This window comes from Microbacterium sp. 22215 (assembly GCF_052045655.1).
Classification (GTDB): domain Bacteria; phylum Actinomycetota; class Actinomycetes; order Actinomycetales; family Microbacteriaceae; genus Microbacterium; species Microbacterium phyllosphaerae.
On the sequence record NZ_JBQEPC010000003.1, the window covers coordinates 42942 to 67451 of the forward strand.

At 68.4% G+C, this 24510-nt stretch carries 24 protein-coding genes; 14 read left to right on the top strand and 10 right to left on the bottom strand.

Going from position 1 to position 24510, the window contains the following annotated elements:
• Positions 1-11: 11 nt before the first annotated feature.
• Together ACTJKH_RS06210 and ACTJKH_RS06215 are read right to left on the bottom strand one after the other, a co-directional pair.
• A complete protein-coding gene (locus ACTJKH_RS06210; RefSeq protein ID WP_440736184.1) occupies positions 12-1058 on the bottom strand; it encodes a winged helix DNA-binding domain-containing protein in 1047 nt (348 codons plus the stop codon).
• A 36-nt stretch (positions 1059-1094) separates the two neighbouring features.
• Entirely contained in the window at positions 1095-2543 is a 1449-nt protein-coding gene (locus ACTJKH_RS06215; protein ID WP_440736185.1) for a glyceraldehyde-3-phosphate dehydrogenase, read from the bottom strand.
• 201 nt (positions 2544-2744) lie between these two features.
• Between ACTJKH_RS06215 and ACTJKH_RS06220 the strand changes: the two genes are divergently transcribed.
• Positions 2745-3116: a DMT family transporter gene (locus tag ACTJKH_RS06220; RefSeq protein WP_440736186.1), complete on the top strand. Its 372-nt coding sequence runs from the start codon at positions 2745-2747 to the stop codon at positions 3114-3116.
• Positions 3113-3436 carry a DMT family transporter gene (locus tag ACTJKH_RS06225; RefSeq protein ID WP_440736187.1) on the top strand — a complete coding sequence of 108 codons (324 nt, stop codon included), beginning with the start codon at positions 3113-3115 and terminating at the stop codon, positions 3434-3436. Before ACTJKH_RS06220 ends, ACTJKH_RS06225 begins: the two co-directional genes overlap by 4 nt.
• A 33-nt stretch (positions 3437-3469) precedes the next feature.
• Here the strand turns inward: ACTJKH_RS06225 and ACTJKH_RS06230 are convergent, their stop codons facing one another.
• Positions 3470-4000, bottom strand: a complete 531-nt coding sequence (locus tag ACTJKH_RS06230; RefSeq protein ID WP_440736188.1) for a hypothetical protein — start codon at positions 3998-4000, stop codon at positions 3470-3472.
• Between the two features lie 66 nt (positions 4001-4066).
• Between ACTJKH_RS06230 and ACTJKH_RS06235 the strand changes: the two genes are divergently transcribed.
• Positions 4067-4651, top strand: coding sequence for a TetR/AcrR family transcriptional regulator (locus ACTJKH_RS06235; protein ID WP_440736189.1), 585 nt, complete (start codon positions 4067-4069; stop codon positions 4649-4651).
• Between the two features lie 120 nt (positions 4652-4771).
• Entirely contained in the window at positions 4772-6751 is a 1980-nt protein-coding gene (locus ACTJKH_RS06240; RefSeq protein ID WP_440736190.1) for a primary-amine oxidase, read from the top strand.
• Between the two features lie 70 nt (positions 6752-6821).
• Here ACTJKH_RS06240 and murQ read toward each other — a convergent pair whose 3' ends face one another.
• Positions 6822-7757, bottom strand: coding sequence for an N-acetylmuramic acid 6-phosphate etherase (murQ, locus tag ACTJKH_RS06245; protein ID WP_440736191.1), 936 nt, complete (start codon positions 7755-7757; stop codon positions 6822-6824).
• The gene (locus tag ACTJKH_RS06250; protein WP_440736192.1) at positions 7747-8724 is read right to left on the bottom strand and encodes an N-acetylglucosamine kinase; all 978 of its coding nucleotides are present in this window, start codon (positions 8722-8724) and stop codon (positions 7747-7749) included. Before ACTJKH_RS06250 ends, murQ begins: the two co-directional genes overlap by 11 nt.
• A 75-nt stretch (positions 8725-8799) precedes the next feature.
• On the opposite strand from ACTJKH_RS06250, the gene ACTJKH_RS06255 reads away from it, so the two are divergent.
• A complete protein-coding gene (locus tag ACTJKH_RS06255) occupies positions 8800-9654 on the top strand; it encodes a MurR/RpiR family transcriptional regulator (RefSeq protein WP_440736193.1) in 855 nt (284 codons plus the stop codon).
• A gap of 10 nt (positions 9655-9664) precedes the next feature.
• Here ACTJKH_RS06255 and ACTJKH_RS06260 read toward each other — a convergent pair whose 3' ends face one another.
• A complete protein-coding gene (locus tag ACTJKH_RS06260; RefSeq protein ID WP_440736194.1) occupies positions 9665-10771 on the bottom strand; it encodes a DUF998 domain-containing protein in 1107 nt (368 codons plus the stop codon).
• A 111-nt stretch (positions 10772-10882) separates the two neighbouring features.
• Between ACTJKH_RS06260 and ACTJKH_RS06265 the strand changes: the two genes are divergently transcribed.
• The 7 genes from ACTJKH_RS06265 (at position 10883) to ACTJKH_RS06295 (ending at position 18025) form a co-directional block, all read left to right on the top strand.
• Complete coding sequence (locus tag ACTJKH_RS06265) at positions 10883-11839, top strand: helix-turn-helix domain-containing protein (protein ID WP_440736195.1); 957 nt, start codon at positions 10883-10885, stop codon at positions 11837-11839.
• A 278-nt stretch (positions 11840-12117) separates the two neighbouring features.
• Complete coding sequence (locus ACTJKH_RS06270; protein WP_440736196.1) at positions 12118-12909, top strand: MoaF C-terminal domain-containing protein; 792 nt, start codon at positions 12118-12120, stop codon at positions 12907-12909.
• A 36-nt stretch (positions 12910-12945) separates the two neighbouring features.
• Positions 12946-13335: a nuclear transport factor 2 family protein gene (locus tag ACTJKH_RS06275; RefSeq protein WP_440736197.1), complete on the top strand. Its 390-nt coding sequence runs from the start codon at positions 12946-12948 to the stop codon at positions 13333-13335.
• A gap of 106 nt (positions 13336-13441) precedes the next feature.
• A complete protein-coding gene (locus tag ACTJKH_RS06280) occupies positions 13442-14611 on the top strand; it encodes an ABC transporter substrate-binding protein (protein WP_440736198.1) in 1170 nt (389 codons plus the stop codon).
• A 105-nt stretch (positions 14612-14716) separates the two neighbouring features.
• Complete coding sequence (locus ACTJKH_RS06285) at positions 14717-15577, top strand: branched-chain amino acid ABC transporter permease (protein ID WP_440736199.1); 861 nt, start codon at positions 14717-14719, stop codon at positions 15575-15577.
• Entirely contained in the window at positions 15564-17336 is a 1773-nt protein-coding gene (locus tag ACTJKH_RS06290; protein WP_440736200.1) for a branched-chain amino acid ABC transporter ATP-binding protein/permease, read from the top strand. The genes ACTJKH_RS06285 and ACTJKH_RS06290 overlap by 14 nt, the downstream gene beginning before the upstream one ends.
• Complete coding sequence (locus ACTJKH_RS06295) at positions 17333-18025, top strand: ABC transporter ATP-binding protein (RefSeq protein ID WP_259160047.1); 693 nt, start codon at positions 17333-17335, stop codon at positions 18023-18025. The genes ACTJKH_RS06290 and ACTJKH_RS06295 overlap by 4 nt, the downstream gene beginning before the upstream one ends.
• A 15-nt stretch (positions 18026-18040) precedes the next feature.
• Here ACTJKH_RS06295 and ACTJKH_RS06300 read toward each other — a convergent pair whose 3' ends face one another.
• Positions 18041-18286 (bottom strand): hypothetical protein, encoded by a 246-nt coding sequence (locus ACTJKH_RS06300; RefSeq protein ID WP_440736201.1) that lies wholly within the window; start codon positions 18284-18286, stop codon positions 18041-18043.
• A 117-nt stretch (positions 18287-18403) separates the two neighbouring features.
• Between ACTJKH_RS06300 and ACTJKH_RS06305 the strand changes: the two genes are divergently transcribed.
• Positions 18404-19054, top strand: coding sequence for an HAD-IA family hydrolase (locus ACTJKH_RS06305; RefSeq protein WP_440736202.1), 651 nt, complete (start codon positions 18404-18406; stop codon positions 19052-19054).
• Positions 19055-19511: 457 nt separating this feature from the next.
• On the opposite strand, the gene ACTJKH_RS06310 is transcribed toward ACTJKH_RS06305, so the two are convergent.
• The 3 genes from ACTJKH_RS06310 to ACTJKH_RS06320 all read right to left on the bottom strand — a co-directional run bounded on the left by ACTJKH_RS06310 (position 19512) and on the right by ACTJKH_RS06320 (position 22809).
• Positions 19512-20669, bottom strand: coding sequence for a DUF222 domain-containing protein (locus ACTJKH_RS06310; protein WP_440736203.1), 1158 nt, complete (start codon positions 20667-20669; stop codon positions 19512-19514).
• A gap of 507 nt (positions 20670-21176) precedes the next feature.
• Positions 21177-21992: an SDR family NAD(P)-dependent oxidoreductase gene (locus tag ACTJKH_RS06315; protein ID WP_440736204.1), complete on the bottom strand. Its 816-nt coding sequence runs from the start codon at positions 21990-21992 to the stop codon at positions 21177-21179.
• 70 nt (positions 21993-22062) lie between these two features.
• Entirely contained in the window at positions 22063-22809 is a 747-nt protein-coding gene (locus tag ACTJKH_RS06320) for an SDR family NAD(P)-dependent oxidoreductase (RefSeq protein ID WP_440736205.1), read from the bottom strand.
• Between the two features lie 241 nt (positions 22810-23050).
• On the opposite strand from ACTJKH_RS06320, the gene ACTJKH_RS06325 reads away from it, so the two are divergent.
• Positions 23051-24508, top strand: coding sequence for an APC family permease (locus tag ACTJKH_RS06325; protein WP_440736206.1), 1458 nt, complete (start codon positions 23051-23053; stop codon positions 24506-24508).
• Positions 24509-24510 lie beyond the last annotated feature (2 nt).

Genomic DNA, 24510 nt, shown 5'->3' on the forward strand with positions numbered 1-24510 from the left:
CTGGGCTCCCGTCAGCCGTCGAGGAAGCGAGCGAACCGCGCGAGAGCCCTGCGCACCGCTTCCTCGTCGACTCCCGGCGCGAAGAGCTCCGGTGGGGTGCCGAGTGAGGCGCTCGCGTGCGTCCAGCATCCGACCACCCGGCCGTCCGAGACGATCGTCGCGCGCACCATGCCGTTCTTCCCCGGCCCCACCAGCGCTAGATGCTCGGGGGCGCAGACCGCCGTGCGGTCGGCGTAAGAGATGTAGTACTCGTCGAAGGCTCCGAGCGCCAGCACACCCTCCGCGCCCGCCGAGCGTCGCGGTCGGGCGGTCGAGACGTACACCCCGTCATCGAACTCCACGACTCTTCCGCCTGCGCGGGTGAGCGCCTCACGCGACTGCCCGAGGGTGAGCCCGGACCACCAGGCGAAGTCGGCGACCCCGGCCGGACCGTGCCCGTCGATGTAGCGGGCGAACAGCTCGGCGAGCGGGTCGTCCGGCGTCGAGTGTTCGCGGATGTGCTGCTCGACCAGCACGAAACGCTGTTCCCTTCCCACGCCGTCTCGCTCGACGACCGGCCCCTGACAGATCAGACCGTCGAGGGTCAGCTCGCTCAGCAGGTGGATGCCCCGCTGCCCGCTCGGGTCGATGCCGATAGCGGAGAACACCTCGAACATCTCCGCCCGTGTGAGGCCGCCGTCGCGGAGTCGCGGCACCACGGCCTCCACGACCGCGGACGCCATCTCCCCGTCGATGCCGAGATCGCGCCGCCGGCCCGCCGCCTGCTGGCGCTGTCGATCCGCCGTCACCGACAGCACCCAGCGGAGGTCGCGCGCGGGGATGATGTGCAGCGTGCCACGCATGGTCCACGCCCGCACCAGGTCGCCCCGAGCGAAGGCGCGATCGACCGCACTCCGCGTCGGCTCACCGCGAGTGCGCGCAGCCAGAGCCCATCGCCCCGCGACGAAGTCCTGACTCTGTACCGCGAGCATGTGCGACGCGGCGTCGACCACCGTGCGTGCCGGCGCGCTGAGTCGATGCGAACGGAGGCGCTCGGCGCGCACAGTCGCGGTCTTCATGCCCTCATCATGCCGGGCACCGCCGACATCGCGCACTCAGCCGTGCAGCGTCACCTCTCGGCGCTCGGGCAGCACGACGGGGTGCGAGCCCGCCATGACCTCGAGCACGCGGATCACCTGGCACGAGTACCCGTACTCGTTGTCGTACCAGACGTAGAGCACGACGTCCCGGTCGTTCGCGATGGTAGCGAGTCCGTCGACGATCCCCGCACGGTGCGAGCCGACGAAGTCGGTGGAGACGACCTCGGGACTCTCCACGTAGTCGATCTGCTGACGCAGCTTCGAGTGCAGCGAGACCCGGCGCAGGTAGTCGTTCAGCTCGTCCTTCACGGCGGGCCGCTCGAGGCTCAGGTGCAGCACGGCGAGAGAGACGTCGGGGGTGGGCACGCGGATCGCGGATCCGGTGAGCTTGCCCTCGAGCTCGGGAAGCGCACGGGCGACGGCCTTGGCCGCTCCGGTCTCGGTGATCACCATGTTCAGCACGGCCGAACGACCTCGTCTGTCACCGCTGTGGAAGTTGTCGATCAGGTTCTGGTCGTTCGTGAACGAGTGCACCGTCTCGACGTGACCTCGGACGATGCCGTACGCCTCGTCGATCGCCTTGAGCACCGGCGTGATGGCGTTCGTGGTGCACGACGCCGCGGTGATGATGCGGTCGTCGGGGTCGATGGTGCCGTCGTTGATGCCATGCACGATGTTCTTCAGCGTGCCCTTGCCCGGCGCGGTCAGCAGCACGCGAGCGACGCCGGTCGACTCGAGGTGGCGGCTGAGGCCCGCCTCGTCACGCCAGCGCCCGGTGTTGTCGACGACGATCGCGTCATCGATGCCGTAGGCGGTGTAGTCGATCGTCGCGGGGTCGTCGGAGTAGATGACCTGGATGCGGGTGCCGTTCGCGATGATCTGATCGGCCTGCTCGTCGACGGTGACGGAACCGGCGAACCGACCGTGCACCGAGTCGCGCAGCAGGAGGGATGCGCGCTTGACGAGATCGTTGTCCGACCCACGACGCACCACGATCGCCCGCAGACGCAGGCCGCTGCCGCCCCCGGTGTGCGCGATCAGGATGCGGGCGAGCAGCCGGCCGATTCGCCCGAAGCCGTAGAGCACGACGTCGGTGGGCTCGGCCGCGACAGCTCCGATCGCCGGGGCGAGCGCGTCAGCGAGGTAAGCATCGAGGGGCAGGTCGCTGTCGGCATGGCCCTCGACCAGGCGCGCGAGATCGAGGGAGGACGCACCGGGCGCGAGCTCGGCGATCGCCTCGAGCACGGCGAGCGTCTCGTCGAGGGGAAGCTGCCCGTGACCGAGCTGCGCGACCCTGTCGTGCACCTCGACGATCCCCGTGGCCGAGAGCCCGAGCAGTCGGTGTCCGTGCAGTGAGGTGACCACGTCGTGGTCGCGCCTGAGCGCTCCGATGAGCGGGATCATCCGCTCGGCCAGCTCTTCGCTCGCCGTCCAGTCGTCGTGGGGTGCGGCGGTTACGTTCATCTGCGTCCTTGCATGTGTGAGCGCGCCGAGGTCGCCGGCGCGCGAGATTGCCGGGTGAGCTTCGGGGGATGCGTCCAGGGTACGCGCCGAGCACGGGTGTTCCGAAATCGCCTGCTCCCCTCATCGTTCACCTGCACGACAGGGAATCCTGGGAGCATCCGACGCGTTCTCCCCCACGCACCCCGCGTCGAAAGGCCCCCGATGACAGACCGCTCCCGCCCGTCGGCGTGGCCTCCGTTGCTGCTCGCGATCGCCCTCGAGGTGTCGGCGACGCTGTCGCTCCGCGCCGCCGAGGGCGTCTCGCACCCGTTGTGGCTGATCCCCGTGGTGATCGGCTACACGGGGTCTCTGTGGCTGTTGTCGATCGTGCTCGACCGTGGCATGCCGGTGGGCGTCGCCTACGGGATCTGGTCGGCGATCGGCGTGGTGCTCACCGCGATCATGGGCACGGTGCTCTTCGGCGAGCTGCTGGGACCGGTGCAGATCGTCGGAATAGGCGCGATCGTCCTCGGGGTGCTGCTCGTCGAGCTCGGATCCCACACGCGCGAGTCCGCGCCGGAGGCTGCGTCATGACCTGGGTGCTGCTCGCGCTCGCGATCGCGAGCGAAGTCACCGCCACCCTGAGCCTGCGCGCCTCCGAGGGGCTGCGCCGCCGCCGGTGGATCCCGGTGATCGTGATCGGGTACCTCGCCGCGTTCACCCTGCTCGGCACGATCCTCGCGATGGGAATGCCGGTGGGCGTCGCCTACGGCGTGTGGGCCGCCGCCGGTGTCGCGATCACGGCGATCCTGGGCCGAGTGATCTTCAAGGATCACTTCTCAGTCATGATGGCGATCGGCGTCGCGCTGATCGCCCTGGGTGTGGTGCTGATCGAGTTCGGCGGCACGCACTGACGCGTCCCGCCGACGGCGCTGCGCGTCGCCGCGTCAGAACCCCAGGCACATCACGGTGACTCCCGCAGCCATCGCCCACGATTCGACGGTGAGCAGACGGGCGGTGCGCCCCTGATGCACGGGAACGAGAACCCACTCCGAGACGACCGTCCAGAGCACCACCCCGATGACCCCGACGATGACGAGCGCCGACAGCAGCCCGTCGAGTCCGTGTCCGCCGTGTCCGCCCGACTGGACCACCGTGTCGCCCGTCGACAGGCTCTCGAACGAGCAGATCGCCATCACGAGCGACACCAGGGCGCGGTGACAGCACGTCGCCGCGGCAGGCGTGCCCCGTACACCGGCTGTGCCGAGCATGGCCGACACGAGAAGGATGACCCCGAGCGCGAGACCGATCATCGCGTCGCCGCCGGTGACCGCGATCACGATCATCGCGGCCGCCATGATCAGCGCGCTCTGTCTCCCCTGCCACGGCACGGCGCGCCAGACGGCGACGCACGCCGTGGCCGAGACGATGGCGGCGAGCGCCATCAGCCACGGCGCCGACGGAAGGAGCGGATCCACACCCGCATCATATTGATCAGTTGCTCAAAATAGCCAGACCCCCGGTGGATGCGACAGGATGGGCGGGTGCCCCGTGTCGTCGATCACGATGAGCGCCGCCGGCAGATCGCCGAGGCGCTCCTCGCCGTGGCGGCACGCGACGGGCATGAGGCGGTCTCTTCGCGCGCAGTGGCCAAGGAGCTCGGCGTGGCGACGGGCTCGCTCTGGCACTACTTCGACGGCTTCGACGACGTCGTCCGCGCGGCCGCGGCGGAGATCACCCGGCGCACCGACGAGCGCATCCGGTCGGCGACGATGGGACTCCGCGGCCTGACCAGACTCGACGCCCTCATGCGCGAGGTGCTCCCCGTCGACGACGGCACCCGCACCGAGGCGTACGTGGTGGTCGGCTTCTGGGGCCGCCTCACGGCTCTCGCATCCAGCCCGGATGCCGGCTCACCGACGTTCGCGACCTGGCAGGACGGGATCAGCGAGTCGCTCGACGAAGCCGTCGCCGACGGCGAGCTGTCACCTGCGACACCGAAGCACTCACTCATGTCGCTGCTGCGATCGATCACCTACGGCCAGCAGGTGCTGGAGGTCACCGAGCCCCACGGCGCCGAGGCGCACCTCGCGGTGCTCGACAGCATCCTCTCGCCCTGGCGGGCCTGAGCACTCGCGCTCCCCCCTCCGAAACACCCTCCCCGACACCCTTGTGCGCGTCGGTCGCATCGGCGTACCATCATGCCAATCCGTTTATTGAGCACTCGCTCGAAATAGTGAGGTACGACGATGTCCCACCCCCAGCCCGTCACGATCGATCGGATCGCCACGCCGCACCCGCTCGACCCGCTCACCGGCGAGGAGATCGCCGCAGCCCGAGCCGTGCTCGAATCCGCCGGCCTGCTCGGCGAGACCGTGCGTGTGCCGATGCTCCTGCCCGACGAGCCCACCAAGCAGGAACTCGCGACGTGGAAGCCCGGTGCGCCGATCGACCGACGCATCGACGCCACACTGCTCGACACGGCGACGGGCACAGCGACCGAGGTCATCGTCTCGATCACCCGCGGCGAGGTGCTGCGCACCGAACGGGTGCCGAACGATGCCCCGCCCTACGGACAGCCGCAGTACCTGTTCGAGGAGTACGGGCGCGCCGAGGAGATCGTCAAAGCCTCCCCCGAATGGCGGGCCGCGATGACGCGCCGCGGCCTCGCGGAGCACATGGAGCTCGCCTTCTGCGGCCCTCTCGCTCCGGGATACACCGGTCGAGCGGACGAGGTGGGCCGCCGAGTGATCCGATCGCTCACCTTCCTGAAGTACGACGAGAACGACTCACCCTGGGCGCATCCGGTCGAAGGACTCGTGGTGCACATCGACCTGACCGCGGGCAGCGTGATCCGCATCGACGACGAGGGCGACGTGCCCGTTCCCACCGGCCACGGCAACTACTACTCGGAGGTGCAGGGTGCGGCTCGGACGACCCTCAAGCCGATCGAGATCACGCAGCCGGAAGGGCCGAGCTTCGCGGTCACCGGATCGCTCGTCGAGTGGGAGAACTGGTCGATGCGGGTGAGCTTCAACGCCCGTGAGGGTCTCGTGCTGCACGACGTCGCCTTCGACGGACGCTCTGTGCTCAGCCGAGCGAGCGTGCCCGAGATGGTCGTGCCCTACGGCGACACCGCTCCCGGCAGATTCTGGATCAGCTACTTCGACGCGGGCGAGTACCTGCTCGGCAAGAACGCGAACCATCTCGAGCTCGGATGCGACTGCCTGGGCGTGATCCGCTACCTCGACGGCTACGTCGCCGACGATCACGGCAACCCCGTGCGCATCCCGAACGTCGTCTGCATGCATGAGGAGGATTACGGCATCCTCTGGAAGCACACCGACCTCGCAGGGCGCTCGGACGTGCGCCGCTCGCGCCGCTTCGTGATCTCGTACTTCTCGACCATCGGCAACTACGACTACGGCTTCTACTGGAACTTCTCGCTCGACGGCTCGATCGAGGTCGTGGCCAAGGCGACCGGCGTCGTCTTCGCCGGTGCGGGCGAGCCCGGTGTGCGGCAGAAGCACGCGACCGAGCTCGCACCCGGGGTGTTCGCCCCCGTGCATCAGCACCTGTTCTGCGCACGGCTCGACGTCGCGATCGACGGCACCGAGAACCGCCTCTTCGAGATCGACGCGCAGCGCATCCCGATGGGTCCGGAGAATCCGTTCGGCAACGCGTTCACCTGGTCCGAGACCCAGCTCCGCACCGAACTCGAGGCTCAGCGCGAAGCCGACACCTCGGTCGCCCGCGCCTGGGAGGTGCAGAGCACGACCCGCACGAACCACGTCGGACGCCCCACCGCGTACCACCTGATCCCCGAGCCGACGGCGCTGCTCATGGCCGACCCCGCGTCGTCGGTCGCCGCGCGCGCGACCTTCGCGACCAAGCATCTGTGGGCGACACAGCACGAGCAGGGGCAGAACTGGCCGGCCGGTCGGTACCCCAACGCGCACCAGGGTGGATCCGGTCTGCCCGAGTACTCGGCCGGCGACCGCTCGCTCGACGGCGAGGACATCGTGCTGTGGCACACATTCGGGCTGACTCACTTCCCTCGTCCGGAAGACTGGCCGATCATGCCCGTCGACTACGCCGGATTCTGGTTCAAGCCGAACGGCTTCCTCGATCAGAACCCCGCGATGGACGTGCCCCCGTCATCTCAGGCGCACGGCTCGACAGCGCTCGGATGCTGCGGTGGTGGCGAATCCTGCGCCTGCGGCCACTGACCCGAGCCCGGGTTCGCGGCGTCGCTCTCGTCGGGCGCACCGCGGCGGAAACACGCGTCGACGGTGCCCCTCACGAGAGGCCGGCGATCGCGACACGCAGGATGCCGTCGGCGTCCTGCAGCGCCTGCACTGAGCGCTCTGCCGATGCGCCGGTCGAGAGCATCAGGATCGCGAGCTTGACCGAGCCGTCCGCCGAGGCCAGGGCGGCGGCGGCGTCGTCGACCGTCGCGCCGGTGAGTTCGGTGACCGTGCGGATCGACCGCGCGTGGAGCTTCTCGTTCGTCGCGAGCAGGTCGACCATCACACCGTGATGCGTCTTGCCGAGCTTGATCATCGACAGCGTGGTCAGCATGTTCACGACGAGCTTCTGCGCCGTTCCCGACTTCAGGCGCGTCGAGCCCGAGATGAACTCCGGCCCGGTGACGACCTCGATCGCGATGTCGGCCACCGCGCCGATCTCGGATGCCGCGTTCGAGGCGATCGCGACGGTGAGCGCGCCGACCCCGCGGGCGAACTCCAGGCCGCCCACGACATACGGCGTGCGGCCGGAGGCGGAGATCCCCACCACCGTGTCGTGCGCGGTCAACTCGATCTCGCGCAGCGACTGGGCGGCCGCGTCGCCGTCGTCCTCGGCGTTCTCGACGGCGGAGCGGATCGCCGTCTCCCCTCCGGCGATCAGACCGACGACCATCGACGGATCCGTGCCGAAGGTCGGAGGGCACTCACTCGCGTCGAGGACGCCAACGCGTCCGGCCGTGCCCGCACCGATGTAGATCAGGCGACCTCCCCGGCGGAAACGCGCGGTGATGCCGTCGACTGCCGCAGCGATCTCCGCACTGCGCTCGGCGACGGCCTCGGGGACACGGCGATCTTCAGCGTTCATCCGGGTCACGAGCTCGGCGGTGCCGAGCAGATCGAGGTCGCCTCGCTCGGTCGACGACGCCTCGGTGCCGAGGGCCGCGAGCACATCGAGGAGGTCGGTCAGTCTGTTCTCTTCATTCGGCACGGTGCACGAACCTTTCATGGGGAAGATCGGTGCGCTCGGCGAGCAGGAGTGCGCCGTCGAGAGCGTCACCCGCGGGCGGCACGACGTCTTGTCCCGCCGAGCGCAGAGCAGCCTCGAGACCCGTGCGGAACCAGAGGTGGTCGGTCAGGCCTCCGTGCAGCGCGACCGGTCGAGACGCGGGGGCCGCCGCGACGGCTGAGGCGACGAGAAGACGGATGCCCTCGGTGACGATCTCACCGGCGATGCGATCACCCGATTCCGCGGCGTCGAGTACGAGGGGCGCCAGCGTCGCGAGGCGTCGCGCGAGCGGAGCGGCGCTCGCCAGCCATTCAGGAATCGCCGTCGGGTCGCCGATCGGAGTCTTCAGGGCATCGGTCAGCACCGTGGTCGACCCCAGGTCGACGGAAGCTCGCAGCACCGCGCGCAGCGCCTCTCGTCCGAGCCACGAGCCGCTGCCGAAGTCGCCGAGTTCCGGCCCCCAGCCGTCGACGAGCCTGGCGCCATCGCGGCGGTCGACCCCGTCGTCATCGCTGTCGGCGCCGTCGTCCGCGTCGAGGCCGAGCGCCGCGGCTCCCGTACCGGCGATGAGGAGCACCCCGGATGCCCCGCCGAGCGCGCCGGCGTGAGCTGACACCACGTCGGACGTCACGACCACCGGTGCATGGAGCTCGGCGCGGAGTCGCCGGGCGAGCGCGGCTGCTGCAGTCGGCGCCGTCCAGGCACCGGCCGCGCCGATCGACACGGCGGCGACCGACTGATCGAGATGAGCACTCAGCGGAAGGATCGCCTCGAGCGCGGCGTCCACGCCGTCGGAGGACGCGAGACCGGGCGCTCCGACACCGTCGTAGAGAGGGCGGCGAAGACCCGCCCCCTTCTGGTCCTCACCATGAGCGCTCGGTTCGAAGAGCACTGCGCGGCACCGCGACTTGCCGAGATCGACGGCGATGACGGCGCGCGGAGAAGGCATGGAAATAGTCTACGCATCTCAAGACAGTCATGAAAGAATTGTTCAGACCGGGACCAGCCTCGACGCAGGAGAGCAATGAGCATCCAGACGACGATCGCCACGGCGGCCGAGACGCTGCCACCGTCGCTCGCCCGCATCGCCCGCACGATCTCCGATGATCCGCGCATCGTCGTCGACAGCACGATCACCGAGATCGCGTCCGCGTGCGCCACCTCGGTCGCCTCCGTCGTACGTTTCTGTCGAGCGATCGGCGTGAACGGCTATGCGGCGCTCCGAATGGCCCTGGCAACCGAACTGGGCCGGGAGTCCGCGCAGTTCCCCGCCTCGTCGGGGTTCGGCTCGGAGATCTCCTCGGCAGATTCGCTCCGCGAGGCCACTGCCAAGGTCGCCGCGCTCGAGCTCCTGTCGATCGAGGAGACGATCGCCGGCCTCGACTACGCCGTGCTCGCAGCGGCTGTCGACGCGGTAGACGAGGCCGATCGCATCCTGCTCTTCGGCATCGGTGCGAGCGGTCTGGTCGCGGCGGACCTCGGCCACAAGCTGCTGCGCATCGGGCATACCGCGATCGTCCTCACCGACGCGCACGAGGCGAGCGCAGCGGCCGCACTCGGAGCGAGGAAGACCGTCGCGATCGCCTTCTCCCACTCGGGCACGACGCGCGAGACGCTGCACTTCGTGCAGACGGCACGATCCGCGGCGAGCACCACGATCGGCATCACCGGAGCATCCGATTCCCCGATCGCGGCCGAGGTCGATCACGTGCTGCTCAGCCACGCCCGTGAACCGCGCTTCCGGGCGGGCGCCATGGTCAGCAGGATCGCCCAGCTCGCTCTGGTCGACTGCCTGTTCGTCGGCGTGGCCCAGAAACGCCACGCCCACTCCGTGCACGCGTTGCAGCGCACGGCCGACGCCACGCAGACACTGCGCTGACGCTCGGGTCTCAGGCCGGCACGGGGTCGCCGCGGTGCTCGGTGCCGACCGAACCCGCGGTGCGCAGGAACACGATGATCCAGCTGAAGATCAGCACGGCGGCGATCAGCTCGACCGCGGTGAGGTTGTAATAGCCCACGGCGAAGAACGCGGCGAGCAGGACGATCACCAGCACGTAGGCCCACCCGAACGCGACGAAGACCCGCGGGATCGCTCGGAGGAACCACGGCAGACCCACGACGACGACGGCGAACACCACCACCATCCCGGTGGCCACCGTGTTGTGCACGAGGAAGAACTCGTCGACGGGGAAGATCCCGACGCAGGCGAGGAAGATGCCCATCAGGATCAGGCCGCCCCGCACGATGAAGCGGCCTCGCCGATCGATGGGGTCGTCGATCGGCAGCCCCGCCGTCGCGTAGCGCGAGATCGTGGTGACCATGACGCCGGCGATCACCAGCGTGACGTTGAAGGCGACGGAGGCGCTGTTCGTGCTCATGCCCAGAGCCGAGAGGTTGTCGCGCCACCAGTGCACGTCGCTGGACGCGAGCATCGCGGCGAACGCCCCGACCACGAGGAACACCGCGAGCACCAGCGACAGGACGGTCGGCGTGAGCGCGACGGCGCTGAGGAACGTCACGTAAGCGGTGAGCGCGAATGCCACCGCGACCAGGACCGCTCCGGGGAAGGCGAACACCGGCGCGTCCGTGAAGCTGCGCTCGAGAAGCTCGGCGATGCCGAGCCAGCCCAGGTACGCGATCGCCGCGTGCGCGAAGGCGATCGCAGCGAGGTCGTACCAGCGCAGCCGATCACCGGGCACGCTGAATCCGTCTCGCGTGCCGTCGGGCGCCACGACCGCCGGGCGGACGACGAGCCGCCCTAGTGCGAATGCCAGCAGAGCCGTGACGGCCCCACCGACTGCGGCGAAGATCCCGATGGATCCCGACCCGCTGATCGCCATCTCCCGACCCCAGAAGACCGGCCACCCGATCACGAAGCCGAGCACGAAGAAGACCCCGCCGACGATCAGTGCTGTCGCCTCGAACACGGCATCCGATGTGTCGGGCCCGCGCAGCTGACGCAGGATCTGCATGACCTTCTCACCGAGATATCGCATCGTCAGCCTCCGAGCACATCATAGAAGCCTCGCTGCGCGGCCACGCCGGTGATAGCATCATGGAACGGATCGTATACAACGTCGTCGTTCCACCACCCGAGGTGATCAGTCATGAACGGTGTGCCCGCAGCCCCCGCCGAGTCGGTATCCACGCTCATCGCGCGCAACATCAGCGAGTTCCGGGCCGCGGTGTCGGAGTCGTTCGTCCCCCTTCAGGTATCGACCAACGGTCCCGACCACTTCCGAGGGGTGATCCGCGGAGCATCCGTCGACGAGGTGCATGTGAACGAGGTGCGCGCGACCTCGCATGTCGTCGAGCGCACCCCCGAGCTCATCGCCCGCAGCGACAGGTCCTACTTCAAGCTCAGCCTGATGCTCGCCGGAACCGGGATGCTGATCCAGGACGACCGCGAAGCCGTGCTGCAGCCGGGCGACCTGGCCGTGTACGACACCGATCGCCCGTACTCCCTCGTGTTCGACGACGACTTCCGCACCATGGTCGTGATGTTCCCCAAGCACCTCATCAGCCTTCCGGCCGACATGGTCGGTCAGCTCACGGCCGTGCGGATCTCGGGGCAGGGCGGGCTCGGCGGAATGGTCGTGCCCTACCTCACACAGCTCGCCGGCAACCTCGATCAGCTCGCCGGAACCACCGGGGCACGACTGGCGCACAGCGCGCTCGACCTCGTCACGACCGTCTTCACGCGAGAACTCGGGCTCGACGAGGGGTCGGCCGACCCGCACCGCGCACTGGTGCAGCGCATCCGCTCGTACATCGACCGCAACCTCGCCTCCACCGACCTCGGACCCGCCTCGATCGCGTCGGCGCACTTCATCTCGACGAGACACCTGCACGGGCTGTTCCAGGAGCAGGGCGTGACGGTCTCGACGTGGATCCGCACGCGGCGCCTCGAGCAGTGCCGACGCGATCTGCTCGACCCGATGCTCGCCGACCGCCCGGTCGCGGCCATCGCCGCACGCTGGGGGTTCGTGGACGCCGCGCACTTCAGCCGTGCGTTCAAGACGGCCTTCGGCGTCTCCCCCAGCGAGTACCGCGCCGCGCACTGATCGCGCGTCCCGACGCGACCCGATCGCGCGTTCCGACGGGCGCCGATCCCGCGTTCCGACTCGCACCCAGCGCCCGTTCGGGCGCGCGCTCAGCCCGTCGCCGATCGACCAGCCGGGCACGTCCTTGCCCCGGAGGGCACGCCGGTTGACTCTCGGCGCGCGATGGCTCCCCATCCCTTGAACGGATGCCGTGCCTCGCCGGAGCATGAGGCAAGCACACCGCGAGGATGCGGTGCCCGGAGCGAGGATGCTCCGCCGCATGCGACGTCAGGATCCCCATGACCGCCCCTGTCACGACCGACCCGGCGCTCGACGAATGGCGCACCTACGACGAGTTCGCCGCGGGGATCGACACGTTCCGGCTGCCGAACGCCTCGCTTTCGGGCACCATGATCACGCTGACGCTCGACGACGATTCCACCCTGTCGCTCTCGTTCGACGCCGTGGCTGTCACCTGGTCGGGTCTCGGCGAGTCAGGCACCGACCCCTATGACGCCGTCGCGGTGCGCGATGACGTCATGTTCGTCAACATCCCGCTCGAGAGCCGCGAACGGGAGGCGATCACGGTCGTCTACTCCACCACGACGCATCGCGCCACGGTCGTGCGATCGCGTATCGCCGCCGAGGCCGTCGAAGGCATCCCGCAGGTCGGGCAGGACTTCTGGGCGGCGACCACGGATCGGGGCGCGGCCAGCGGAGAGGTGCCCGGCCCGAGCCGCGATCTCATCGGCAAGCGCAACATCTACCGTTACAGCCCTCACCATCTGTACGAGCACGTGTACATCTCGAGCCGGCGCTACGCGTGGCAATGCCTCGAGGGCGTGCAGCGCGGCCACGGTGACATGGACCTGTCGACTGTCTGGAAGTTCGCCGACGGTCTCTACCTCTTCTGCTTCCGCGAGTTCCGAATCGCGGTCGCCAGCGTCTGGCTGCACGACCTCGGCTATCAGCTGATGACGACCGGCATCTTCCTCGGCCTGAACGGCGACGGCGACGCCGAGCACTCGCGAGGCGGCGGACACATCTACCCTCTCGGTTCCGTCGACTATCCCGACGCGCAGCCGGTCTGACACAGCACCGATTCTTCGAGGACGAAGGGATCCCTCATGGGCAACGCAGACATCATCACGGCCCATTACGCGGCCAACGACCGCGGAGACCTCGACGGCATGCTCGAGTCGTTCGCCGCCGACGTGCACTGGACCGAAGCGGCCGGCTTCCCCTATGCCGGCACGTACATCGGGCCGGCTGCCGTCACGGCCCACGTGTTCGCGCGGATCCAGGAGGAGTGGGACGACTACACCGTCACGATCGACGAGGTCATCGACGGCGGCGACGTGGTCGTGGGCATCGGCACCTACTCGGGCACCTATCGGTCGACCGGTCGATTCTTCGCTGCCCGCGTCGCGCACGTCTGGCGGCTGGCGCACGGCAAGGTCGTCGCCTTCGAGCAGTTCACCGACACCGAGCTCGTCAACCGCGCACTGCGCGATTGACGGCGCGACCCGCACGACACACAGCACCACCCGAACACAGCATCACCCGAACACACAGCATCACCCGAACACACAGCATCACCCGAACGCGAGAGGCAGGAACCACATGAACAAGCGAGTATCCGGCACCGCGGCGCTCATCGCCGTGGCAGCCCTCACCCTGGCCGGTTGCGCCGGCGACGACGGAAGCGGCGGAGGCGAAGGAGCCCCCATCGTCGTCGGCTCCGTGAACACGATCAGCGGGCCCGCCACCTTCCCGGAAGCGTCGCAGGCGGCAGCCGCGGTCTTCGACGCGTTCAATGAGGCCGGTGGTCTCGACGGCCGGACCATCGAGTACAAGACCCTCGACGACAAGGGAGACCCGGCGACCGCCACCGCATCCGCCCGCGAACTCGTCGGGAGCGACGGAGCAGTGGCGCTCGTCGGCTCGGCCAGCCTCATCGAGTGCGAGATCAACGCCAAGTACTACGAGCAGGAGGACATCCTCTCGATGCCCGGTATCGGCGTCGACACCGGATGCTTCGCGAGCGACAACATCTCGCCGGCGAACGTCGGTCCGTTCAACGACATGACCCTCACGCTGCAGTACGGCTCCGAGGTGCTCGGGCTCGACGACATCTGCATCCTGCTCGAGATCGCAGGATCCACGCGTCCGACCTACCAGGCCGCGATCGACAAGTGGACCGAGATCACCGGCAAGGAGCCGAAGTACGTCGACGACACGGTGCCGTACGGCGCTTCGGACTACACGCCGTACATCGTGAAGGCGCGCGAGCAGGGTTGCAAGGCGCTCGCGATCAACCCGGTCGAGCCCGACGCGATCGGCCAGGTCAAAGCCGCGAACGCCCAGGGCTGGGACGACGTCACCTGGCTGTATCTGACCAGCGTCTACAGCGAGAACTTCGCCGGAGCGATCGACAACGCGGGTGCGGGGATCTACGTCCCCGCCGAGTTCTACCCCTTCACCGACGACGACGAGATCAACACCGAGTGGCGCGAGCTGATGGAGGCCAACGACATCCCGCTCACGTCGTTCAGCCAGGGCGGATACCTCGCGGCGAAGTACTTCATCGAGGTGCTCGAGGGCATGGACGGCGACATCACCCGCGAGAGCGTCACCGAAGCGCTGCGGGGAATGGATGCGATCGAGAACCCGATGGTCGGGACGCCGTATGTCTTCGGCACGCAGAACACCGCGGGCTGGCCCATCGTCCTCGAATCCGGCACGAACTCCTGGGAGAAGGTCGCCGACGACTGGCTGCGCATCGGCGAGTAGCCATCCCCGCCTGCCGCCGAGCGCATTCTCGGCGGCAGGTTCTTCTCCCCCTCGCTGTTCCGGGCCCGCCTGGGATCAGAATCCTCAGATCAGAAAGGACGCCTCATGCTGCAAGGCGCCATAGCCGGTCTCGCCGCCGGCGGTCTCTACGCCGTCCTCGGCGTATGCCTGACCTTGATGTCCCGCCTCGTGCGCGTCGTCAACTTCGCACAGGCCGCGACTGCGATGTTCGGAGCGTTCAGTGCGGTGTGGTTCGTCAGCGAGCTCGGGGTGCCGATCTGGCTCGCCTCCGTACTCGGCGTGCTCGTCGGCGGGCTTCTCTCCGCCGCCATCGGATGGATCGCGGCGACGTGGCTCTCCGAGGCATCCACGACGACCCGGTCGGCGATGACCGTCGGGCCGCTGCTCCTGCTGATCTCCCTGTCGTTCATCCTGTTCGGCAACAAGCCGCAGCCGTTCACCCCGATCATCGCCGGCCCCGCGTTCTCCTTCGGAGGCGTCGTGATCAGCCAGGTGACGGTCGCGACGGTCGTCATGGCCATCGTCACCGCGGTCGCTGTGCGGATCGTCCTTCGACGCACCAGGGTCGGCACGCAGTTGCGTGCTCTGTCCGAGCGGCCGACGACGGCCGAGCTGCTCGGCATCCGCTCGCGTCCCCTCTCGATCGCCGTATGGTTCGTCACCGGGGTGATCAGCGCGATCGCGATCATCATCGTGGCGCCGTCGCAGTCGAACGACGCGACCAGCCTCGCCATGCTCATCGTCCCCGCCGCGGCGGCCGCTCTTCTCGGAGGTTTCCGTCGCCTCGACCTCGCCGTCATCGGCGGCGTGGTGCTCGGTGTGCTCAGCGGCCTCGTCGCACAGATCGACGAGGTCGCCCTCGTACGAAACTTCCTCCCGTTCCTGTTCATCGTCGTCCTCCTCCTGTGGACGCAGCGCAAGGAGGTGTGGGATGCCGCTCGCTGACCGTCCCTGGTTCCGTCTGTCCTGGCCCTTCGCCGTCGCCGTCGCCGCGATCGGCGTGGGCGCCATCCTGAGCGCGGCGCTGCCGGGCTACTTCGTGTTCCTCGCGATCAGCGCGGTCATCGCGTCGATCGCGATCCTCGGGCTCGGCATCGTCACGGGATCCGCCGGCATGATCGCCCTCTGCCAGCTCACGTTCGCGGCTGTCGGCGCCTGGATCGTGTCGCTCCTCAACGTCATGCAGGCACCCGGCGGCTTCGTCGTGTGGCTCGTGTGCGGCGGCATCGCCGCGGGTCTCGTCGGCATCCTCGTGGGATTGCCCGCGCTTCGGCTGCGGGGCGTCAACCTCGCCGTCGTGACGCTCGGCTTCGCGGCAGCGGCCGACGTGACGCTGGTGCAGATCCAGTTCCCCGGCTCCGCCGACGGCACAGCGATCGAGCGGCCCGAACTGTTCTCCAATGATCGGGAGTTCTTCTTCCTCTCGATCGTCGTGCTGGCCGTCTGCGCGCTCGGCGTGTTCTTCCTGCAGCGGGGCCGGTGGGGCTCGAGCTGGAAGGCCGTCGCGTTCTCCGAGCGGGGTACGGCCGCGGCGGGGCAGAGCGTGCAGAGCGCCAAACTCACGGCCTTCGCGGTCTCGGCCGCCCTCGGCGGTATCGCGGGTGGGCTGCTCGCCGGGCAGGTGCAGCTGCCGTTCGCGTCGAGCTTCACGCCGCTGCAGTCGCTCGCGCTGTACGTACTCGCGATCATGTCGGGGGCGCATCTGATCGACATGGCGATCTTCGGCGGCATCCTCTGGGTGGTCGTCCCCGAGCTGCTCAAGCGCTGGGGTGTTCCGCAGGACTGGGCGTTCGTCGTCTTCGGCGTGCTGGGCGTGCAGGCTCTCACGAGCGGCACCAACCTCGGGCAGGGGATCCGCAATCTGATCTGGAAGCGCGCGGATCGCAGGACCGCGACCGCGACACTGTCGGCGCTGCCCCCGGATGCCGACGCCGATGCCGCCGTGATCACCACCACGACGACCGCGACTGCCGACGAACAAGCGCTGGATGGCGCACCCGTGCTCACGGTCGAGGGACTCACCGTGCAGTTCGGCGCGCTCAAGGCGCTGGACGATGTGTCCTTCCAGGTTCCCGCCGCGTCGATCATGGGCCTCATCGGACCGAACGGCGCCGGGAAGTCGACGTTCGTCGACGCGATCAGCGGCTTCCTTCCGAAGCACGGCGGGCGGGTGCTCCTCGGCGACCGTGATCTCGGCGGCCTGTCGCCCACTCGTCGTGCGCGACTGGGGCTGCGACGGACCTTCCAGCAGGACAGGGTGCCGCCGGCCCTCACGGTCGGCGCATATGTGCGGTTCGTCGCTCGACGTCGACTCGCGGTCTCCGACATCGATGAGGTGCTGGAGTTCTTCGGATGCCCGTCCGCGCGCTCGCGCCTGTCGAGCGTCGATGTCGGCACTCGCAGGCTCGTGGAGGTGGCCGCGAACGTGCTCGCTCGTCCGCGGCTGCTGATCCTCGATGAGCCCGCGGCGGGCCTGTCGCACGAGGAGCACCTCGCGCTCGCGGCGCGGCTGCGCGAGCTGCCCGATCGATATGGGGTGGCGCTGATCATCATCGAACACGATCTGGATCTGGTGCGCTCGGTCTGCCCGACGCTCACGGTGCTCGACTTCGGTCGGGTGCTCGCTTCGGGCCCGCAGGCGGACGTCCTCGCGAACCCGGCCGTCGTGAAGGCATACATGGGAGAGACGGAGCTGCTGAAGTGAGCGAACTCGTACTGGATGCGGTGACTGTCAGCCGTGGAGCAGGTCCCGTGATCTCCGACGTCTCGCTGACCGTCCGAGGCGGTGAGGTGTTGGCGCTCGTGGGCCCGAACGGTGCCGGAAAGACGAGCCTGATCGAATCGGTGTCGGGCGTGACACCGCATTCGGCGGGGACGCTCACGCTCGACGGCGAGCCCCTCGACAAGCTTTCGAGAGTGGCCAGGGCACGCCGCGGCATCGTGCACATCGAACAGGGCCGCGCGGTGTTCCCCTCGTTGACGGTGCGCGAGAACATCTCACTGACCGCACGGACTCCGGCGGAGGTGGATGCTGCACTCGCGCAGTTCCCCGAGCTCGAGAAGCGCATCGATTCACCGACCGCGCTGCTGTCGGGCGGCGAACAGCAGATGGTGGTGCTCGCCCGCGCGTTCGCCGCGAAGCCGAGGATCCTGCTAATCGACGAGATGTCGCTCGGGCTCGCTCCGGTCGTCTTCATGCGGCTGATGCCGATCGTGACCTCGATCGCGGAATCGGGCGTCGGCGTGCTTCTCGTCGAGCAGTTCACGCAGCTCGCCCTCGGACTCGCGCGCGAGGCGGTCGTCGTGGCCGGCGGGCAGGTGTCCTTCCAGGGCACTTCGGTGGCGTTGCAGGAAGACCCGCAGCTGCTGCACCGCGCGTATCTCGGCGGGTGAGTGACCTGAGCGACGTCAGCCGTCCGTGTCTGAGTCCGAACTCGGGGGCCTGGTCGTCCCTCGGGCGATGAGGGCGACTCCGCCGAGCAGCACGGGCAGCGCGACCCCGTGCGTCACCCATCCGAGGATGCTCCCCATGCCGACGTCCACTCCCCAACCTCCGTGGTTTCTGAGGACGAGCCAGCCGAGGAATGCAGCGACGAGAATGACGCCTGCGCCGATCAGAAGACCGCGTCCGTGACGTGTCGGTGTGCTGGACAAGAGATCCCCCCGGTTCTCGACGATGATTCGCCACACTAACAGGCGGTTTCGCAGCACTCCAGCCGCCGTCAGACCGTCGGCGATGAGCGGACGTTATGGCCGCAGTAGCCTGGGGTGATGACCGAGACCATCAGCGCCCGCGCCGTCCTGCTCGACATGGATGGGACTCTCGTCGATTCGACGGCCGTCGTGGAACGCCTGTGGCTGTCCTGGGCCGAGCCCCACGGGATCGACCCCGCGACGGTGCTGCGCGTCGTCCACGGACGCCAGGGCCATCAGAGCATGGCGATCATGTTGCCGGAGCGCGACCACGCGATCAACATCCGGGAGAACGCCGTGATGCTGGCGAACGAGAGCCAGGACGTCGACGGAGTCGTCGCGATCGAGGGCGCGGATGTGCTTCTTTCTGCGCTGCTCCCCTACCCGCACGCGATCGTGACCTCGGCCGATCTCACGCTGATGAATGCGCGCATGGGGCAGGCGGGTCTCGCCGTTCCGTCGCTGACTGTGACAGCGGAGAACGTGTCGGCATCGAAGCCGGATCCTGAGGGCTTCCTGCTGGGCGCCAAGCTGCTCGGCATCGATCCTGCCGACTGCGTCGTGTTCGAGGACTCGGGCGCAGGCATCCAGGCCGCTCACGCCGCGGGGATGCGCGTGATCGGCGTCGGCTCTCACGCGATCTCCCATGAACCGACCTTCCATGTCGATGACCTCACCCAGGTCGCCGTCGTGCCGATCGACGGCGGCTTCGAGCTCACGGTTCGATGATGCCGTGATGCCGTGATGCGGTGATGCCCTGATGTCGCAGCCGTCGCGTCGACGATCGCGTGACGGGGTCGCTTCGATCGGGCACGCCCAGGTCATCCAGCGCGGGTGAGCTGCGCGGGGAGTTTCAGCCGGGCGGCGCTGAGTCGTGGGGTGCGCCATCGCTGCTCGGGGTCCCACCACCGCGGGCCCCGCACCTGCGGGACACCATCATTCATCCGGATCTCCCACCCCGAGGAACCGAGACTTCGGTGATGCCACCAGCACAACGGCACACCATTATCCGTGTGCGTCGGACCGCCCCGCGCATGCTCGGTGACGTGATGGATCTCACACCACGACGCCGGCACATGACACCCCGGGATCAGACACTCCTTGTCACGGGCGATGATCGCCCGCCGTTGATACACGGTGAAGATCCGGTCGGTGGTCGTGATCCCGATGATCCGGCCCTCATCCATCAGCACCCGCTGGATCGAACCTGAACATGCGACCTGCGCCGCGACGGAGACGGGACGTGGGCCCCGGATCCCGGGATCGTCGCCCACCCGCCGTGACCGTGCGCGGCGAGGTCTTTCGCATCGACGTTCACCACGAGTACCGGTGACGACCCACCGAGAGTGGGCATGTTCTTGTGTCGGGCGGCGATCTGAAAGATCATCGCGAGAGCATCATGGCGCTTCTGCGCCACGGTGCGATCATCGAGCACACACCGCGGATCAGAGTTGAACGGATCCGCGTCACCACCGCCACCGTCTGCGCCACCATCCGCGTCACCATCGACGTCGACGTCGACGTCAGAATCAGTATCCGCACCGTCGCTCGGTGAGAAGTGCACGCCGGGCATCGGTGGGCCGTCGCCCTTGGGGTTGAGGATCGCGTCCAGGATCAACTGCAGTTGCGCCGCGGCGTCCGGGGTCAGATACCCGCGGATCGCGTGCACTCCGTCCTTCAGCCGGCCGATCGTGACGCCCCGCCGGCGCCGGGAGACCTCATCCTTGGGTTCTTCCCCGTCCGGGTCGAACATCGACGCGAGATCCTCCGCGAGAGCCTTCAAGTCCTGCACGGTCGGCGCAGGCCCCGGCGAATCAGCCTCGAGATCGTCCGCATCCGAGTCATCGGCGACCACGACGCCGTGCCCGCGCGCGCACCCGGCCAGCGCGACATCCGCCGCGAGGCGTTGATCGACGGTGAGGCGATCCCACACCCTCTCGATCGGACCCGTCGCCACGAGAAACCCGGCCACACCGACCACCCCGTCCAGCAACGCGAGCCGCAGCTCCGCCCACCGGGCCGGCATCCGCTCCCCCGCCAGACTCACCGGCCGTCGCACCAGATCGACGACCCGGTCGACCCGCGACGCAGCCCGCACGTCCACCCGCAGCATCCGCTGCAGCAACTCGTTCAGACCCCGGCACCCCGCCGCATGCGGGAAGTCCACCGCATCACCCGTCGCGATCGTCTCCACGATCACCGCCTCGACCCGACGGAACGCAGCCCCCGCACCCTGTAACACCGCCACCCGGTCCGCATCCGACAGCCCCGCGAGCGCGTCATCGGACAGCACCGCATCGAGGTCGGCGATGACCCGATCCAGAAGCTCCGCGGTGCTGTTCATACCCGTAAGTCAACACGGGACCACCGACACTGAAGACCGGAAACGACCCCGAATTACCCCAGTTCAGATGCGTATTCCAATCTCCCAGAATGCTGCACGTGGATGGCGGACGAGACCGCGGAAGGGACGGCGGAAGGGACCGCGGAAGGGACCGCGGAAGGGACGGCGGAAGGGACGGCGGAAGAGACCGCGGAGGGCGGCGGAAGGAACCGCAGAAGGAACACCGAAAAAACCACAGGAGAAACAGCGGAAGGAACACCGGAAAGAACCACAGGAGAAACAGCGGAAGGAACACCGGAAAGAACCACAGGAGAAACAGCGGAAGGAACACCGGAAAGAACCACAGGAGAAACAGTGGAAGGAACCGCAGAAGGAACACCGGAAGGGACTGCAGGAGGGGCTGCGGCAGGAACGGCACGAGGACCGCAGGAGGGTCGACAACGACCACCGGATAACAGCGACCGCTGGGCCTCACCACGACTGAGAGCCACCCGCGACCGAACGCCCCTACATCCCTGCGTGGTCGAAGGCGATGGTCGGCACATCCACGACATGGGATCCACCGTCAGCCACGATCACGGCCCCGGTGACGTACGACGACTCCCCCGATCCGAGGAATCGCACCACCGAGGCGATCTCCGCGGGCCGTGCAGGTCGACGCAGCGGCACATCGGCCGTCACGGCTGCATACGCCTCCTCGCGAGATCCCAGCCCGGCGTGGGTCGCGAACTCGTCCATCTCGTCGTCGGCCATGGGGGTCTGCACCCATCCGGGGCAGATCGCGTTGACCCGCACACCCTGACGCCCGTAGTCACGAGCAAGGGTTCGTGTGAGCCCGATGAGCGCGTGCTTGCCCACCGTGTAGCCTGCCACAGAGGGCCCAGCGAAGAGCCCTGCCAGGGACGAGACGATCACGATCTGCCCCTTGGCCTCGATCAGCGCCGGAAGCGCCTCCCGCGCCATGACGAACGCCGTGGTGAGGTTGGCGCGGATCGCGGCTTCCCACCCGTCATCGTCGGTGTCGGCCACGGGCGAGAACCCATGACCGCCGGCGTTCGCTACGAGGACGTCGAGCCTCCCGAAGGTGGCGAGCACCTCGGCGACGGCGGCCTTCGCAGACACCGTGTCGGCGGCATCCGCCACGATCGGGTGCGCGCCCACCGCGGCTTCCACCGCGCGCAGGGGTTCGGCGCGGCGTCCGACGACGACGACGTGCGCCCCCTCGGCGGCGTACCGCTCGGCGATCGCCGCGCCGATGCCTGTGCCTCCTCCGGTGATGACGACGACCCGCCCCGAGACGGTGGATCCCACTGCAAGTCCCATTTCTGCTCCTGTTCCTCCGCGCTCCCGCGCGATTCTCTGCGCTCCCGCGCGATCCTCCGGTCGATGGGGATCAGGCGGGGAAGCCTGATCGGGCTGAGAATCCGAAGTCACTGACGACGGTCGTGCCGTTGATCGCGCGGCTGCGCGGCGACACCAGGTACGCCACGTGCGAGGCCACCTCCTCGGCGGTCTGCACGGGAAAGCGCGGCGCCGCGAAGGCATCCGCTCCGAGATCGCCCCGACTCATCGGCGTGTCCACGATCGACGGCGCGACCGTGTTCACCCGGATGCCGTCGCCTGCCAGATCGACCGACAGAGCACGGCCGAACTGCACGAGCGCCGCCTTCGACGCGCAGTACGGCACCATGCCGGCGGAGGCGACGAACGCTGAGTCGCTCGAGATCAGGACGACGGATGCGGCAGCGGCGGCGCGCAGCGCAGGGAGCGCCGCCGACACCACGAGAAACGCCCCCGTGACATTGACCGCGAACACCGCATTCCACTCAGCCGGTGAGATCTCATCGATCGGCGACCCCACAGGACCCGAGATCCCCGCGCAGCACACGACCGCGTCCAACCCACCGAGCGCGTCCACCGCCTTCTCCACGACACGGGCCAGCTGCGCCTCATCCGTGACGTCTGCCACGAGCACGACCGCTCCTCCGATGACGCCGGCCACCTCGGTGAGAGATGCAGCATCGCGATCGAGCAGCGCGACACGGACCCCTTCCGCGGCGAGCGCGAGGGCGGTCGCACGGCCGATGCCGCTCGCCGCACCCGTGATCAGGGCGGTGGTGCCGTTCAGCTGCAGATCCATGGTCTCCCCGAGACTCCGCCGCTGCGCCGATCACGCGGTGAGGACGGCGGTGTCTTCACCGTCATCCTGCTCCCGCTCCTCCGCTCCGTGAATGCGACGCAGGGTGCTGTGCGCGCTGGAACCATCGTCCTTCGCTCAGCGTCAACCGCCGCGGGCACCACCCGAGCAGAATCGCTCTATCGGCGACGTCTCTCGTCGTCGAGGCCGTCACGCACGGCCGTCACCGAGCAAAGGAGCCGACGTGGCAGACCCGACATCTGCGTCCACGACGCAGCAGGACCACACTTCTCTCCGACCCGGCGCACTGGGCGTCGCCGGGATCGTCTTCCTCGTCCTCGCGGCCGTCGCGCCTCTGACCGGCATCGTGGTGGTCGCCTCCCTCGCGATCGCGCTCGGCAACGGCGGCGGCACACCGATGTCTTTCTTCCTCGTAGCCGTGATCCTGCTGCTGTTCGCGGTGGGCTACGCGCAGATGTCGAAGCAGCTCGTGAACGCCGGCGGTTTCTACGCCTTCGTCGTGAAGGGTCTCGGCCGCACGGGTGGGCTGATCGCCGGGCTGATCGCGACCCTCGGCTACAACTTCTTCGTCGTCGGCACCATCGGCACCAGCGGCTTCTTCATGCAGAACATCATCCGCGACCTCACCGGCCTCGACGTGAACTGGCTGGTCTGGGGCCTGCTGTCGATCGCCGTGTGCTTCGTGCTCGCGAGGGTCGGCGTCGATTTCTCATCGAAGATCCTCGGCGTCTGCCTCGTGCTCGAGGTGCTGATGCTGGTCGTCTTCGACGTATCGGTGCTCGTGCAGACCGGGTACGACCTCGGCGCATTCAGCCCCGAGGCCGTGTTCTCGGGATCGTTGCCGATCGGTCTGTTGCTCGCCGCCACCGGGTTCCTCGGCTTCGAGGCGACCGCGCTGTTCAGCGAAGAGGCGAAGCAGCCGCTGCGCACCATCCCCCGCGCCACCTACACCTCGATCATCGCGATCGGTGTGATCCTGGGCGTCACCACCTGGGCGGTCGTCAGCGCGACCGGCGTCGCGCAGGCACAGGCCACGGCTCTCGAGCACCTGCCGACCGGCGACCTCATCTTCATGCTGTCCCAGCAGTACCTCGGCGGGCCGCTCACCACGGTCATGATGGTCCTGCTTCTGGTCAGCCTGTTCGCGGCCATGCTCGCGTTCCACAACTCCGCGACGCGCTACCTCTACTCGCTCGGCCGCTCGCGCATCCTGCCTCAGGCCCTCGCCCGCACTCGCTCCAACGGCGCCCCGCAGCTCGCCGGCATCGTGCAGGCCTCGTTCGCCGCGCTCGTCGCGATCATCTTCGCGATCGCCGGAGCCGACCCGATCCTCACCCTGGTGCCCGCGATGCTGGGGTTCGGAACGCTGAGCGTGCTGATCCTGCAGGGACTCGCGGCGATCTCGATCGTCGTGTACTTCCGGCGCAAGGGCGACCCCCGCTGGTGGAGCACGTTCATCGCTCCCGGGATCGGGTTCCTCGGCATCGCCGCGATCTCGGTGCTCGCCGTCGTGAACTTCAACATCGTCGCCGGCTCCGAAGAGCTCGCGATCCGACTCATGCCGTTGCTGCTCGTGCTCGCGTTGATCGGCGGCATCATTTACGGCGCGTACCTGAAGCGATCGAAGCCGGCCGTCTACGAAGGACTCGCCTCCGACCTCGAGCGCTTCAGCGACCGCTGACG